We start from the raw sequence: 13,917 nt of genomic DNA, 5'->3' as shown, positions 1-13,917 counted from the left end.
TCCGTCTCCCGCGGCCAGCTCGTCGGCCTGGTACCGCAGCCGTCGCCGTCGGCCTCCTCGCTCTCACCTAGACCTCTCGCATGGACCTCTCGCAAACGAAATACCCTGGACCGCCCTACAACCCCGCAAGGAGCAGAGCGTGTTCATCCAGCCCTGGGACGCCGCACTGGACGACGCCGAATGGCAGACGTGGATCGCCGACGGCCACGACTTCGGCCAGCTCAGTGTCAACGGCCTCCCCGGCCAGGCTCCGATGGTCGTCCCCACCCACTTCACCAGCGACAACAGCCGGCTCCTGATCCACCTCGCCCGCCCCAACCCGGTCTGGAAGGCGATCGAGAACGACCCGATCGTCACGTTCACCGTCATCGGCGACTACGCCTTCGTCCCCGGCCCCTGGCGCGCCAAGCCCGACACGCCGCCCACGGACGGCGTCCCCACCAGCTACTACGCGGCCGTCCAGTTCACCTGCCGCGCCCACATCGTCGACACCCCCGAGGCCAAGGCCGAACTCCTGCGCCGCCAGCTCGCCCACTTCCAGCCGAACGGCGACCACGCCCTCGTCGCCGTGGACCAGCCGCCGTACGGCCGCATGCTGTCCGGCATCCGCGGCCTGCGCCTGGACGTCACCGAGGTGCGCGCCAAATTCAAGTACGACGACAACAAGCCCGCTGAGCACCGCACGACGGTCGCCGACCGCCTCACGGCACGAGGCCAGGCCCTCGACGTACCCACCGCCGGACAGCAACGCCGCCGCCTGGACCGTACGGGCGACTGGAAGCCCTGACAGGGCGGACGCGTTCCTCAGGTCAGGGACGTGCGATGAGTTCGGTGAGCTCGTCCAACACCCCCGCGCAGCCACCTTGGCACGTACATCAATCAGCTCCACCTGCCCCGGGGGGCGACGCGCATCACATCTGTGCGGAGTTACGGTACGCACATCGGTACTCAGAAAGGTCAGGTAGCCATGTCGAAGACGGTGACCGCGCAACTGCCGGAGATCCGCGATGAACTCGCCGCCTTCTACAAGGATCTGCACCAGAACCCGGAACTCTCGCTCCAGGAGACGCGAACCGCCGGTCTGCTGGCGCAGCGCTTGCGCGACGCGGGATTCGACGAGGTGGCCGAAGGGATCGGCATCACCGGCGTGGTCGGGCTGCTGCGCAACGGTGAGGGGCCGGTGGTCATGCTGCGTGCGGACTTCGACGCGCTGCCGGTGGAGGAGAAGACCGGGCTTCCCTACGCCAGCCAGGCGCGTGGTGTGGACAACGAGGGCCGTGACGTACCGGTGATGCACGCCTGCGGTCATGACATGCACGCCGCCTGCCTGACCGGCGCCGCCATGCTGCTCGCGCAGGCACGTGATCAGTGGCGCGGCACCTTGCTGGTTGTGTTCCAGCCGGCTGAGGAACTCGCGGTCGGCGCGCGCGGGATGGTCGATGACCGACTGTTCGAGCGGTTCCCCAAGCCCGAGATCGTGCTGGGCCAGCACGTCGGGCCACTGCCCGCAGGGGTCATCGGCTACGGCACGGGCCCGGTGATGGCTGCTGCGGATTCCCTCAACATCACCCTCCACGGTCGCGGCGGCCACGGATCCCGGCCCGAGGCGTCCATCGACCCGGTGCTCATGGCGGCGAACGTGGTCACGCGGCTGCAGGGCATCGTCGCGCGGGAGGTGCCTCCGGCGGAGACGGCCGTGGTGACGGTGGGTCGCCTGCAGGCGGGCACAAAGGACAACATCATCCCCGACAAGGCCGAGTTGGGGGTCAACGTCCGTACGTTCACCCCGGCGATCCGCGACAAGGTCCGCAACGCGATCGAGCGCATCGTCACGGCGGAGTCGCAGGCGAGCGGCGCGGAGCAGCCGCCGGACTTCGACTGGACCGGCGCCGCTCCGGCGCTCGTGAGCGAGCCGGCCGCGACGCAGACCACGGTCGCCGCGTTCGCGGAGCACTTCGGGCAGCAGCGGATCATGCCCATGCCTCAGGTGAACGCGAGCGAGGACGTCGGCGTCTTCGGTGAGGTGCTCGGCGTGCCCACCGTGTTCTGGTTCTGGGGCGGCCTGGACACCGAAACGGTCCTCACCGCGCTCGCGGAAGACCGGCTGGACGAACTGCCGGCCAACCACTCCCCCCACTTCGCCCCCCTCGTCGAGCCCACCTTGAGCACGGGCGTGGAAGCACTCGTCGTAGCCGCCCTGGAATGGCTCGCGGACGCGTGAACCGGTGGTCCTGCCGGCGTTCACCGATCGCCGGCAGGTCCCCCGCCGCCGAACGTCTCCAGCAGTACGTCGACGACCTCGTCCACGTCCGCCTCGGCGAGGTCCTCGAACGCCCCGGAATGGCGGGCGAGCAATACCCCGGCGACCGCCGCCACCAGCACGTCGGCCCGCAGCCCGGGCCGGTCCCTGCCCTCGCGGGCGAAGCGTGCCCGCAGCGGATCCACGAGCCGGGCGCGCAGGGCCGCGCGGGTGGCGTCCTGCGCGGCCCCGTCACTCAACGGCTGGACAGCGACTCTCAGCAGAGGGACCGGACCGCGCCGCTCCGCCCGCTCGGCGACCTCGCGCAGGCGGGGCTCCGTGAGCAGGTCGTCCGGCGCGGTGTCGCCGTGTTCGGCGCGCAGCACCTCCACGTACAGCAGGGGCTTGCTGCCGAAGTAGCGCGCGATCAGGGCCGGGTCCACACCGGCCCGCTCGCCGATCTCGCGGATGGTCGTGCGGTCGTAGCCACGCTCGGAGAAGAGTTCGGTCGCCGCCCGCAGCAGCGCCTCGCGGGTGCGGGCGGAGTTCCGGCGCGGGCCCGCGGCCTCCGCGCTCATGGGCGGCTCGGCTCGGGGCGCGCCTGCTCCCCCTTGGCGACCGGCGTGGTCTGCCCCGCCGCGACCACGGAGGGCCGCAGCCGGGTGCCCGTCCGGGTGAGTACCACGGCGAGAATGCCGGTGATCACGAAGGCGGCGCAGCCGGCGAGGCCCGCGTTGCGGTATCCGTCGTTGGCCGGCAGCGCCGCGCCGGGGGCGGTGGCGGCCTGGAGGATGACCGCGCTGAGCGCGCTGCCGGTCGAGTACCCGATGTACTTCATGACCTGATTGAAACTCATCGCACTGCCCGTCTCCTGCGCGGGCACCCCGCCGACGATCAGGCCGGGCGTGACCGCGAAGGTGACGCCCACGCCGAGTCCGGCGAGCGCCATCATCGTGCCGATGCCCCACAGGCTGGAGCGGGCGAGCAGGAAGCAGACCAGGCCGGCGAGGGAGAGCAGGCAGCCCAGCGGCAGCATGCGGGCGGGCGTCGCCGCTGCGCCGAGCATCCGCACGAGGCGGCCGGTGACGAGGCTGGCCGCGGAGAACGGCACGAGGAGCAGGCCGGTGACGACGATGGACGAGCCGAAGCCGTATCCCGCGGACACGGGCGTCTGGACGTATCGGGTGACCAGGGCGATCAGCAGGTAGGTGCCGACGCCCCCGACCATCGTGGTCAGGTTGGCGACGAGTACGCCGCGATCCTTGATGAGCCGTACGCGCACCAGCGGATGCGTGGAATGCATCGAGTGCAGCACCCACCCGGCGAGCAGGACGACGGCCGCGACGGCGAGCGCGAGCAGCGGCGCGGATCCCCAGCCCCACCGCTCCCCCTCGGCAAGCGTCACCAGGAGGGCCGCCATGCCGCCGGCGAGCAGCAGGGCGCCGGGAAAGTCCATCGGGGTGGTGGGGCGGCTCGGCGCCGCGGGCACGACGATCAAGGTGGCGATGAACGCGGCGGCTGCCGTGGCGGCCGCGAACCAGAATCCCGCGTACATGCCGAGGTACTGGGCGAACAGGCCGGTGATCGGATAGCCGAGGCCGATGCCCGCGGCGGTGGTCAGGGAGAGGGTCGCCACCGCAGACCGTGCCCGCTCCGGAGGAAGTGCGTCACGGGCGGTGGCGATGGCGAGCGGGACGAGGCCCATGCCGACGCCCTGCAGCGCCCGGCCCAAGAGAAGGCAGGTCAGCCCGAGGGGCAGGGCCGCCAGGAGACTGCCCACCAGGACCACGGCGAGACCCGTGAGGATCACGTTCTTGCGGTGCGGGCCGTCGCCGAGGCGCCCCATGACCGGTGTGGCGATGGCTCCGACCAGCATCGTCAGCGTCAGTGCCCACTGTGCCGTGGAGGCGGCGACGTGGTCCTCGGCCGCGATGGTCGGGATGAGCGGTGCGCCGAGGCTGCTGACCACGGCGACGAGCATGCCGAGCGAGACGAGGACGGGCACGAGGGCCCGCGGATGCCGAAGTGCCGGTGTCGGAGCCGTTGCGACGGAGGTGTGCGCAGACGCCGGTATGGAGGGCTGCAAGGGAGGGTTCCCGTTCTTGTCATCAGACGATGTCATTGAATGATGACACGGCCCGGAACCCGCTTCTTCCGCCCCCACCCCGGCGCCCGCCGCACGTCACATCAGCTCGGGACCCGCAACGCCCCCAGGAGCATCGGCAGCGAGGCGTGCAGTTCTCGCTCCCAGTACGGCCAGCTGTGGGTCCCCGGCCCGTAGAAGTTGGTCGTCACATGGCGGGCGCCCGCCTTCTCGAGCGCGCCCGCCAGGGCGTGGTTCTGCCGGTCGAAGTCCGCTTCGAGGGCGTTCGTGGCACCCGGCGGGTCCAGCGGGCCGGCGGTGCCGTCGCCGCACGACAGGTACACGGGGATCGGCCTGAGTCGCTCGGCCAGGTAGTACGGATCATGGGCGGCCCACACATCCCGCTGCGCCACGGGGTCGCCCCAGACCCGGCGCGGGTCGTCGCCCTGGCCCGCGAAGAAGCCCATGATGCGGTTCACCGACTCGTCGTTCAGCAACGGGTGCACGGATCCGGAGTACGCCGCTGCCGCCTTGAACATGCCCGGGTGGCGGGCCGCGTACATCAGCGCGCCCTGCCCTCCCATGGACAGTCCGGCCACCACGCGACGCGGTCCCGCTCCCCAGTCGTGTTCAAGAAGCCGGCGCAACTCCTTGGTGTGGAACGTCTCCCAGGCGGGGTCGCCAGCCTGCCCGTAGTTCCACCAGTCGCTGTACCAGCCGTTCCAGCCGGCCTCCGGCATGACCACGAGGACGTCGCGCAGGCTGTCGACGCGCGCGACGTCGGTCCGGCTCGTCCACGATGTGTAGTCGCCGCAGCAGCCGTGCAGCAGCCACAGGGTCGGCCAGTGCCGGCGGCGGTCGTCCAGGTTCCAGCCGTCGGGCGTGAGAAGACGGACCTTGACGGTCCGGCCGCCGAGAGCCGGGGAGCGTACGGACAGATCCACCTGGCGGTCGGCGACCTGGGTGACGGCGACGACCTCGGCGCCACGGGCGGGAGCGGCGGCCACGGACGGTGCGTTCGGCGTCAGGGCGAGCAGCAGGACGGCCAGGAGCAGCAGGAGGCATCTGGCGCGGCGGATCGAGGCGGCGGTCATGGCGGCTCCTGTCGGTGGGATCAGTCTCTGCCGGGGAGGATCAACAGGGCGTCTCCGACCGGGCGTTCGCCGGTCGCGTCGGACGGGGCGTTGATCACGTGCCCGTCGGCGACCATGGTGGTGGACCCGCCGCCGTCGAGGTTGATCGCGTCGCGCAGGCCCAGTGCCTTCGCGACCGCGGCGCTCTCCGGGATGCTGAGTCCGAGCGCGCCCGTGCTGCGTCCGTCGGCCGTGACGAGGACGGTCCGTCCGGCGGCGTCGACTCCGGCCAGCGTGCGCGGATTGCGCTTGTGCACCCAGCCGTAATAGAAGCTCGGGTTACCGGGCTGGACCATGCCGTCGGCCGCCACGGTGATGTGTGCACGGCCGTCCCGCACGAGTTCGGGACCGCCATTGAGGATGCTTGTGCTGGTGGACGGGGAGACGGTGCGCCCGTCGGCGTCCTTCAGCACGGCCTGGATCCGCAACTGGCGCCCAGTCTGCGCCAGTTCGGCCAGTCGGGCGACGTAGCGTCCGGTCGCCTGTACAGAGCTGCCGCCTTCCGGTAGCGACCCACCACGCGGCGATCGCACCTCAAGCACCCGTCCGTGGCGGTCGAGTACGGCCTCAATTCCTTCGCCGCTCGGGGTCTTCCCGCCGAACTCGCCGGTAAGGGCGACGAGTTCGTCGTCGTCCTTGCAGGTCGTGTCGTGCAGCGGCAGCGAGGTGGGCGTGTCGTCGGCGGTGCCTCCGCAGTTCCTGATCAGGCCGGGGACGCGGTTGATCCCGTCCAGCGGGATCGAGGCGCCCCGGCCGGTCAGCCTGCTTTGCCAGGTGAGCCGGGCGACGCCGGTCCGCCTCCCGGAGTCCTGGATCACGAGGGAGGGGCGCGTGCCCACCGGTTCGCTCAACAGGCGGCCGTCGTACACACCGACGCCGGCCGGATCGCCGGGGGCACCGGCGTTCGGGTCGAGCACGAAGAACCCGGCGTTGACCCCTGCGGTCGCCCCGGCCGCGGCCACGAGCTGACTGGTCTTCTCACGGTTCTCGAGATCCGGCCCGTACGACGCTCTCAGCGCGCCGCGGAAGCCGTGCGGGTCGATGATGAGGACGTCGATCCGCCACGGGCCCCGGTCCGTGGGCTCCCCGTCCCATCCGCGATACACGGCGGCACCGGTGAATCCGACCGTCCGAAGCCGGGTGCGCTCGGCCGTGGCCGCGGACTGCGACCCGAACTCCCCGACCCGCACGCGCCATCCGAGCGTGCCGCCCGCGAAGTCCGCCGTCGCTGGTGTGGTGACCTCCTCGGCGCGCGCCTCGAAGCCGTCTTCGCGCAGGTGGGCGACCAGTTCGTCGGCGCTCGCGCGGTCGTTGAGCGCTGCTGGTGGCGCATCGGGATCCGGCGAGCCGGCACCGCCGGGGATGGAGACCTCGACCGTCCACCCGAGCGCCGGAGCATCGGCTCCGCGCACGATACGGGTGAGGGTGACTCCGGGCTGGAGCTGCTGCGTCGTCCGCGTCTCGGGCAGGTCGGCGGGGCCGAGCGGCAGTGCGCCGGCCGACCCTGGGACGGGCGCCGACGAGGCCGGTACCGACATGCCTCCCACGACGGCGAGAACGGACAACACCGCGCCCACGCCGAACAGTCTGCTGTTCACGTGCCCCCCACCGGACGAAGAACGACTCTCCCGCAACGGTGCTTGTGGTCGAGACCACTCGTCAAGGCATGTGCACGTCATCCCTCGGCGACGCGGTCGATGACCTCGGGCGCAGGCAGCCGATAAGGCGTCCCGCGCGCGACACGCACCGCTCAAGATCGAAAATGTGAAGGGTTCCGGAGTGGCTGGTGACAGCTCTGGACTTTCGTGTTCGCGCTGATGCAGGGTGTGCCCACCGCAGTCGGAGCTCAGCTTGGGCCTGTCCCCCCAGTGGCCCGTGGTCACGGCTGCGCGGGCACCCGACGGGTGCCCGTCCCATTCCAGGTCAACTTCTCCCTGCCCAACGGAAGTTGCGATTCTCCATGCCCAAGGGAAGTCCAGTGAGCCCTCACGGAAGACTCGTCCGCCGATCCACCCCGCTCGTGCTCGCCGCCGCGCTCGCCCTGTCGGCCACCGCCTGCAGCAAGGAACAGGCCACCACGACGGCCGGCGGCGTGAAGCTGGTCAAATCCGGCCAGTTGACGACGTGTACGCATCTCCCGTACGCGCCGTTCCAGTCGGAGAAGGGGAAGAAGATCGTCGGCTTCGACGTCGACCTGATCGATCTGGTCGCCGACGACCTCGGTCTGACGCAGGAGATCGTGGACAAGTCGTTCGAGACGATCAAGACGGGCGCGGACCTCAACGCAGGGGTCTGCGACGTGGCCGCCGCGGGCATGACGATCACCCCTGAGCGCAAGCAGCACCTCGACTTCTCGACCCCCTACTTCGACGCCAACCAGGCACTGTTGGCCCGTAAGGGCGTCAAGGCGAAGTCGCTGGACGCCATCAAGAGCGGCAAGATCAAGCTGGGATCGCAGTCGGCCACCACCGGCGAGGACACCGCGCACGCCGGCGGCATCGACTCGAAGTCGTTCGAGAGCTCGGACGCCGAGCTGAACGGACTGCGCACCGGTCAGGTGGACGTCGTGATTCAGGACTACCCGGTGGTCCAGAACTGGCTCAAGGACCCTGCCAACGCGGCGAAGTTCAGCGTCACGGGCACCGTTCAGACGGGTGAGAAGTACGGCTTCGCCGTACGCAAGGGGGGCAACGCCAAGCTCCTCGCCGCCATCGACAAGGCCATCAAGAAGGCCAAACAGGACGGCACGTACAAGAAGCTGTACGAGAAGTGGATCGGCCCGATGCCTGCGGAGGCCGCGTCCCAGTGACCTCCTCTCACGCACCCGTCGCGGGGAAGGCGCCGGCCCAGCCGCCCGCGCGCCCGCGCCTCTCCCCGCGCCGGCGGCGCAGCATGCTCCGCGGTGCGCAGTACGTCGTCCTGACCGGCGCGGTGATCGCTGTCGCCGTACTGGCCGACTGGCACCAGTTGCAGCAGCAGTTCCTCGAACTGTCCGTGGCCAAGCGGATGTTCCCGGATCTACTGACGGTGGCGCTGGCCAACACGGTGGCGTACACCTTGTCCGGATTCGGTGTGGGCCTCGTACTCGGACTGGTCATCGCCCTCATGCGGCTCTCCTCGGTCGCCCCCTACCGCTGGCTCGCCTCGCTGTACATCGAGGTGTTCCGCGGACTGCCCGCCCTGCTGATCTTCATCTTCATCGGGGTCGGCGTCCCCCTGGCGTTCCCCGGTCTCGCCATCCCCGGCGGCGCGTACGGTCAGGTCGCCGTGGCCCTGGGCCTCGTAGCCGCCGCGTACATGGCGGAAACCATCAGGGCCGGCATCCAGGCCGTGCCCCGCGGCCAGATGGAGGCCGCACGCACGCTGGGCATGTCCCACGCGAGGGCCATGTGGTCGATCGTCATCCCCCAGGCCTTCCGCATCATCGTGCCGCCCCTCACCAACGAACTGGTCCTTCTCTTCAAGGACTCGTCACTCGTGCTGTTCCTGGGCGTCTCCCTGCAGACCCGCGAACTCACCAAGTTCGGACGGGACTTGGCCAGCGAGACCGCCAACACCACACCGATCTTCGTGGCCGGTCTCTGCTACCTCCTGATCACCGTCCCGCTGGGCTACGTGGTACGCCTCCTGGAGGCGGGCCATGCGAAGGCGCGGTAGGCGATGAGCGCCAGCGAGCCCTCCGGCACCATGAGAGAACACAAGGGGACGGGCATGACGAATGCCACCACCACCGACACGTCCGCGCCCACGCCGACCCGGGCGATCGAGATCCGCGCGCTCCACAAGTCCTTCGGTGACCTCGAGGTCCTGCGCGGCATCGACTTCACTGTCGACACAGGCGAGGTGGTGTGCGTCATCGGCCCTTCCGGGTCGGGCAAGTCGACGTTGCTGCGCTGCACCAACCTGCTCGAACAGCCCACTCAGGGCCGCGTCCTCATCGCCGGAACCGACATAACCGACCCGGATGTGGACATCGACCGGCTGCGTCGCCGTATCGGGATGGTCTTCCAACAGTTCAATCTCTTCGCGCACTTGAGCGTCCTGGACAACCTGACGATCACTCAGCGCCGAGTTCTGGGCAGGGACAAGACCGAAGCGGTACAGGTGGCCCGACAGAACCTGGCCCGCGTCGGACTCGCTGACAAGGAAGGCAGCTACCCCTCACAACTGTCGGGCGGTCAGCAGCAACGGGTTGCCATCGCCCGCGCCCTGTCGATGGGCCCCGAGCTGATGCTGTTCGACGAGCCCACGAGCGCGCTCGACCCGGAACTCGTCGGAGACGTCCTCGCCGTCATGCGCGGCCTCGCGGACGACGGAATGACGATGATGGTCGTGACCCACGAAATGGGCTTCGCCCGGGAAGTGGCCGACCGTGTCGTCTTCATGGACGACGGCGTCATCGTCGAGCAGGGGAGCCCCGACGAGGTCCTCGGCAACCCCAGCCACCCGCGCACCCGGGAGTTCCTCGCCCGAGTCCTGCGCCCGGCGGACACCCTCACGGAGTCCTGACGGGATACGGCGCTTCCCGACCGCAGACGGATGGCCGGGATGCGTGTCGGCACGCACCGCTCCTGCTCCCCCCGGGGTGCGGCCCGCCAAGACGACAGTTACCGGAACCCCTCACACACACGCGCCACGACGAGCGCAGCCCGACACACGCCCCTGGTCGCCGACCGGGGGCGTAGTCACGATCCTCGACAGGATCCCTCCCGGGTTCGCCATCGGCCGCAGGGGCCATTTGCTCCGGGCGGCAATCGTTCCGGTGCCACTCACTCGTCGTCGGTCACATGTTTCCCGGTGAGTACGAACCTGAACAGCAATCCACCGCGCAGCCGAGGTAAGTGCCAGGGCAGAGCGCTCGAAGAGCCAGTCAGCGGGTGGCCGGCCTGCCGATGCCGTACAGCAAGGTGTCAACGACGCGTGTGGCAAGGGCGTCCACGGCGGCGTCGGTGTCCGGCGCCTCGGCCGCAGCCTCGTGGATGAGGGCGTAATAGACGCGCCGCGCCCAGTCCAAATCGGTGTCGGGCGCAAGAAGGCCCGCATCGCGGGCGCGCGCGAACAGCAGCTCGCACCGGGCCAGGACCTCGGCGTGCACGCGCGCGGCCTCAGGGGCGCCGGTGGGCTCGGCGCCCATGGCGAAGCCCCATCCGATCTTCACGCGGAGCACGTTCGCGGTGACCTGGTAGAGGGCGATCGCCGGCGGGGCGGTCTCCGGCCGGGCGGCCTCGACGGCCTCGTAGAACCGCTGAGTCGCCCATGTGGCCAGTGCCGTGATCAGGGCGTCCCGTGAGGCGAACCGCCGGTGCACGGTCGTCCGCGCCACCCCGGCGGCCTCGGCGACCTGCTCCATCGTCGCTGCCGGGTTCGCCGACAGCACCCGCTCAGCAGCTTCGAGGATCGCTCGAACGGTCCGCTCGGCGTCGGCACGCAGCGGCTTGGCGGGGGCGGGCAGCGCCATGGGTGCCGATCCTTCCGGGTCTGTGGGTGACTCCATGAGGATACGACGGCGTGGCGACTCACCGATAACTTGCGACATTCGTGATGCATGTTTTAATGATTGCGCATCACATGGGACGCAGCTATCTACGGAGGTACACCATGGACCTGCAGTTGAACGGCAAGGCCGCGCTGATCACGGGCGCGAGCCGGGGTATCGGGCTGGCCGTCGTTCGAGCCCTCGTCGCCGAAGGCGTCCGCGTCGTCGCAGCAGCCCGTAACCCCACACCGGAACTGAAGTCGACCGGCGCCACGTCTGTGGCGGTGGACCTGTCCGATCCGGCCTCGGCGGAGCGTCTGGCCACCGAGGCCGTGACCGAACTGGGCGGCATCGACGTCCTGGTCAACAACGTCGGGGGCGGCGACGGGGGCCTGGGCGGCGGCTTCCTCGACATGACCGACGCGCAGTGGGCGGAGGTGGTGGACCTCAACTTCTTCGCCACGGTCCGTGTGACCCGCGCAGCCCTGCCCGCGCTGCTGGCCACCCGCGGCGCGATCGTGAACGTGTCGTCCATCGGCGCCCGTGTCCCGAGCAGCGGACCGATCGCGTACACCACCGCCAAGGCCGCACTCACCGCCTTCGGCAAGGCACTCGCGGAGGAATTCGGCCCGCAAGGTGTCCGGGTGAACACCGTCTCCCCCGGACCGGTCCGAACCGCCATCTGGGAGAGCCCCACCGGCTACGGAGCGGAGCTCGCGGCGTCCCTGGGCATCCCGCATGCCGAGCTCGTGGCCGGACTCCCCACGGCGACCGGCATGCTCATCGACCGGCTCATCGAACCGGACGAGGTCGCAGCCCTCGTCACGTACCTCACCTCACCACGCGCCGCGGCAACCACGGGCACCGACCACCTCATCGACGGCGGATCCGTCAAAACCGCCTAGCAAGCCGGCACATGCGGCAGCAGGACGTCATTCCTCGGGCACGTTGACAGCACCCGGCCTCAACATGACACCCGATCTCACAGATCGCTTCCGTCGTCACGCTCTCGGTCTGCGACGGCAGCGTGCGCCGCTTCCGGGACCACCGGTCACGTCTGCGTACGACGATCCGGTCTGCTGCGCACGGCGCCGCCCACGATCATGATCGCGTGCTGGGACCACGCGCAATGGCAGCTGTCGCACACCGTTTTGATCCATCCCAGCGAGGCGTCATCGCGGCGCCGCTGTCGTCCGGCTGCCCCGCAGAACTCACAGGTGACGGCAGAACGTTCCTCGGCCGCGGCAAGAAGCACACAGATCTCACCGCCGGCCGAGTCCGGAACTCCGGAGACCTGGATCCGCACCGTGCCGAACTTCTCCTTCAGATCGTCGACCCGATAGCCGGCAGCGTGGACGCGGAGGCCTTCATGCAAACGCAACAGGAGGGGATGCCAGCCGGGACCGACTGCACGCAGCTGTTGTGGCAACTGATCAAAGGGGCGGCGCTGTTCGTCCTGCATCGCCTCATCATGCGCCGTCAGAACCCCACCCCCAACGCCCCCTCAAGGAATGCGTCAACATCCTTGGCCCGTGCGCCGCTCATCGGGCAGCAGCCGTTTGCCGACCGGCCGCCGGGACGGCCCAGGCCGGTAGTCGTTCAGCTTGCCTACCGCATTTCGGTGGACTGCCGGGAAAACCTCTGGATCCGGTTCCGATTGCACCGCATCCTGCTGGGATGCGCTTCTCCATCAACATCCCCAACTTCGGCGACTTCGCCGACCCCCGTAACGTCGCGACCGTAGCGGCCGCCGCCGAACAGGCGGGCTGGGACGGACTCTTCGTCTGGGATCACGTGCTGCACCGGCATCACCAAGGGCGTCCCTTCGGGGATCCGTGGATGCTCCTGACCGCCGCCGCGCTGGCGACCTCGCGGATCCGATTGGGCACCCTGCTGACGCCGGTCCCTCGTTACCGGCCACAGCAACTCGCCCGCCAGGTCGCCACGTTGGACCAGCTCAGCGGCGGCAGGGTGATCTTCGCCGCGGGGCTGGGCGGTCCGATCGAGGACGAGTACCGCAGTTTCGGCGACGCCGCCGAACCGCGCGTCCTCGCCGAGCGACTGGACGAGGGGCTGGAGCTGCTGGGGCGCCTGTGGTCAGGCGAGCCGGTGAACCACCACGGCCGGCACTACGAGGTCCGGGACGTGACGATGCTCCCCGCCACCGTGCAGCGGCCCGCTCCCCCGGTGTGGATAGGCGGATTCTGGCCACGCCGTGCGCCCATGCGGCGGGCAGCGCGCTGGGACGGCGCGGTGCCGCTGTTCGAGACGGCCCGGCATGGGCATGTGCCGGATGCCGCAGAGGTACGGGAACTGATCAGCTACGTGCGCAGTCAACGTACGGCCGGGACGGACCGACCGTTCGAGTTCGTGCTCGGCGGCGCCACGCCCCCGGACGCGGCGAAAGCCAAGGACGTGATCGGACCGCTGCACGACGCGGGCGCCACCTGGTGGGACGAACGGCAGATCCAGACCGGCCCCGACCTGGACCGTCTGACCCCGGTTCTACGCCGAATCGAGGCGGGGCCGCCAGTGCTCTGAGACGTCCTTGCAGTTGATCAGCTGTCGTGCCGTTGCCCCAGCAGGCGGGCCTGTTCCCTCTTCAGCTGGGCGAAGCCTCTGCGTGCGTACGCGGCCATCTCCTCGCTGGGGAACGGTACGACTCAAAGGTGCTGGTCGTAGCTGTCCTGTGCCCATCGTGCGGCGGTGATCTCGCAGCATCGCCAGCTCATCGACTTCTACGGCCCTCTGTACGTCAACGGGTTGCGCCTGCGGCAGCGCCATGAACGGCTCGCTTGCCTCTCCTGGTCCGTCTGCGGTGGCAGATCAGGGTCGCTGCGACTCCTGTTTCGACCCGACCCGAGCCACGCGGGCCTCCGTCCGGGCGGCCCCGGACCGCTTCCGCCAGCCGCATACCGCGTACCCCCTCGATCACCAGCGGTTTCCCACCCATTGACGCTCCGCGCGACAGATCGAAGAATGGGCA

The 13,917-nt window shown here is 69.8% G+C and carries 13 protein-coding genes; 7 read left to right on the top strand and 6 right to left on the bottom strand.

What is annotated here, in order from left to right:
* Positions 1-139: 139 nt before the first annotated feature.
* Together CG723_RS14010 and CG723_RS14005 are read left to right on the top strand one after the other, a co-directional pair.
* A complete protein-coding gene (locus tag CG723_RS14010) occupies positions 140-787 on the top strand; it encodes an FMN-binding negative transcriptional regulator (RefSeq protein WP_100593585.1) in 648 nt (215 codons plus the stop codon).
* A 180-nt stretch (positions 788-967) separates the two neighbouring features.
* A complete protein-coding gene (locus tag CG723_RS14005; protein ID WP_100593584.1) occupies positions 968-2,221 on the top strand; it encodes an amidohydrolase in 1,254 nt (417 codons plus the stop codon).
* Between the two features lie 20 nt (positions 2,222-2,241).
* On the opposite strand, the gene CG723_RS14000 is transcribed toward CG723_RS14005, so the two are convergent.
* The 4 genes from CG723_RS14000 to CG723_RS13985 all read right to left on the bottom strand — a co-directional run bounded on the left by CG723_RS14000 (position 2,242) and on the right by CG723_RS13985 (position 7,053).
* Positions 2,242-2,817, bottom strand: coding sequence for a TetR/AcrR family transcriptional regulator (locus CG723_RS14000; protein WP_100593583.1), 576 nt, complete (start codon positions 2,815-2,817; stop codon positions 2,242-2,244).
* Positions 2,814-4,244: an MFS transporter gene (locus CG723_RS13995; protein ID WP_234374285.1), complete on the bottom strand. Its 1,431-nt coding sequence runs from the start codon at positions 4,242-4,244 to the stop codon at positions 2,814-2,816. Before CG723_RS13995 ends, CG723_RS14000 begins: the two co-directional genes overlap by 4 nt.
* Before the next feature lie 182 nt (positions 4,245-4,426).
* The gene (locus CG723_RS13990) at positions 4,427-5,416 is read right to left on the bottom strand and encodes an alpha/beta hydrolase (RefSeq protein ID WP_100593581.1); all 990 of its coding nucleotides are present in this window, start codon (positions 5,414-5,416) and stop codon (positions 4,427-4,429) included.
* Positions 5,417-5,436: 20 nt separating this feature from the next.
* Positions 5,437-7,053, bottom strand: coding sequence for a phosphodiester glycosidase family protein (locus CG723_RS13985; RefSeq protein ID WP_234374284.1), 1,617 nt, complete (start codon positions 7,051-7,053; stop codon positions 5,437-5,439).
* A 380-nt stretch (positions 7,054-7,433) separates the two neighbouring features.
* On the opposite strand from CG723_RS13985, the gene CG723_RS13980 reads away from it, so the two are divergent.
* Genes CG723_RS13980 through CG723_RS13970 form a run of 3 tightly spaced genes read left to right on the top strand, consistent with a single transcriptional unit; the run spans position 7,434 to position 9,964 of the window.
* Positions 7,434-8,264: an ABC transporter substrate-binding protein gene (locus tag CG723_RS13980; protein WP_442802546.1), complete on the top strand. Its 831-nt coding sequence runs from the start codon at positions 7,434-7,436 to the stop codon at positions 8,262-8,264.
* Positions 8,261-9,112: an amino acid ABC transporter permease gene (locus CG723_RS13975; RefSeq protein ID WP_234374283.1), complete on the top strand. Its 852-nt coding sequence runs from the start codon at positions 8,261-8,263 to the stop codon at positions 9,110-9,112. Before CG723_RS13980 ends, CG723_RS13975 begins: the two co-directional genes overlap by 4 nt.
* A gap of 54 nt (positions 9,113-9,166) precedes the next feature.
* Positions 9,167-9,964: an amino acid ABC transporter ATP-binding protein gene (locus CG723_RS13970; protein WP_100593883.1), complete on the top strand. Its 798-nt coding sequence runs from the start codon at positions 9,167-9,169 to the stop codon at positions 9,962-9,964.
* A gap of 361 nt (positions 9,965-10,325) precedes the next feature.
* Here the strand turns inward: CG723_RS13970 and CG723_RS13965 are convergent, their stop codons facing one another.
* Complete coding sequence (locus tag CG723_RS13965; RefSeq protein ID WP_100593579.1) at positions 10,326-10,913, bottom strand: TetR/AcrR family transcriptional regulator; 588 nt, start codon at positions 10,911-10,913, stop codon at positions 10,326-10,328.
* 140 nt (positions 10,914-11,053) lie between these two features.
* Between CG723_RS13965 and CG723_RS13960 the strand changes: the two genes are divergently transcribed.
* Positions 11,054-11,836: an SDR family NAD(P)-dependent oxidoreductase gene (locus CG723_RS13960; protein ID WP_100593578.1), complete on the top strand. Its 783-nt coding sequence runs from the start codon at positions 11,054-11,056 to the stop codon at positions 11,834-11,836.
* A gap of 146 nt (positions 11,837-11,982) precedes the next feature.
* Here the strand turns inward: CG723_RS13960 and CG723_RS13955 are convergent, their stop codons facing one another.
* Positions 11,983-12,393 (bottom strand): hypothetical protein, encoded by a 411-nt coding sequence (locus tag CG723_RS13955; protein ID WP_100593577.1) that lies wholly within the window; start codon positions 12,391-12,393, stop codon positions 11,983-11,985.
* Between the two features lie 215 nt (positions 12,394-12,608).
* On the opposite strand from CG723_RS13955, the gene CG723_RS13950 reads away from it, so the two are divergent.
* Positions 12,609-13,472, top strand: coding sequence for an LLM class flavin-dependent oxidoreductase (locus CG723_RS13950; protein WP_100593576.1), 864 nt, complete (start codon positions 12,609-12,611; stop codon positions 13,470-13,472).
* Positions 13,473-13,917: the final 445 nt, after the last annotated feature.

This window comes from Streptomyces sp. CB01635 (assembly GCF_002803065.1).
Taxonomy (GTDB): Bacteria; Actinomycetota; Actinomycetes; order Streptomycetales; family Streptomycetaceae; genus Streptomyces.
Note: the sequence above shows the minus strand (reverse complement) of the source record. Positions and strands in the feature narration are given on the sequence as shown.